The 486-nt window shown below is 41.2% G+C and carries 1 pseudogene; it reads left to right on the forward strand.

Features of this window, described 5'->3' with window-relative positions:
- Nucleotides 1–13 precede the first annotated feature (13 nt).
- Nucleotides 14–439 (forward strand): annotated as a pseudogene (locus A9G24_RS10365) (transposase); the annotation flags it as partial.
- Nucleotides 440–486 lie beyond the last annotated feature (47 nt).

Below are 486 nucleotides of genomic sequence, written 5' to 3' on the forward strand. Positions count from 1 at the left end.
GACACCAGAAAAAATAGAGCAAATCTCACTAGATGCGCTTGTCCCCCAAAATCATCTTGTTCGTAAAATAGCTAAAGTCATTGATTTTGAATTTATTCGAGAAGCGGTAGCACCACTTTATTGCCCTAATAACGGTCGTCCGGCAGAAGATCCGGTCAGACTGTTTAAGATCATGCTATTGGGGTATCTTTTCGGTATCCCCAGTGAACGTCGTCTGGTTCAGGAAATTCAGGTCAATTTAGCTTACCGCTGGTTTCTGGGAATGGGATTAACCGAAAAAGTGATTGACGCCTCAACACTTAGCCAAAATCGTCGCCGTCGGTTTAATGACAGTGAAATCTATCAACAGATTTTTGATAATATTGTTGAGCCCAGTCAATATATTGATGCGCTTAATCAAGCCATCAACGCAGAAAGAGAATTAAACGGAAAAAAGCCTTAAAGCCATCGACGGTAGAGAAATACAAGGAGGTTAAAGTCAGTACA

The sequence above is a fragment of the Gilliamella sp. App6-5 genome (assembly GCF_001690525.1).
In the GTDB taxonomy this organism is placed as follows: domain Bacteria; phylum Pseudomonadota; class Gammaproteobacteria; order Enterobacterales; family Orbaceae; genus Gilliamella; species Gilliamella apicola_H.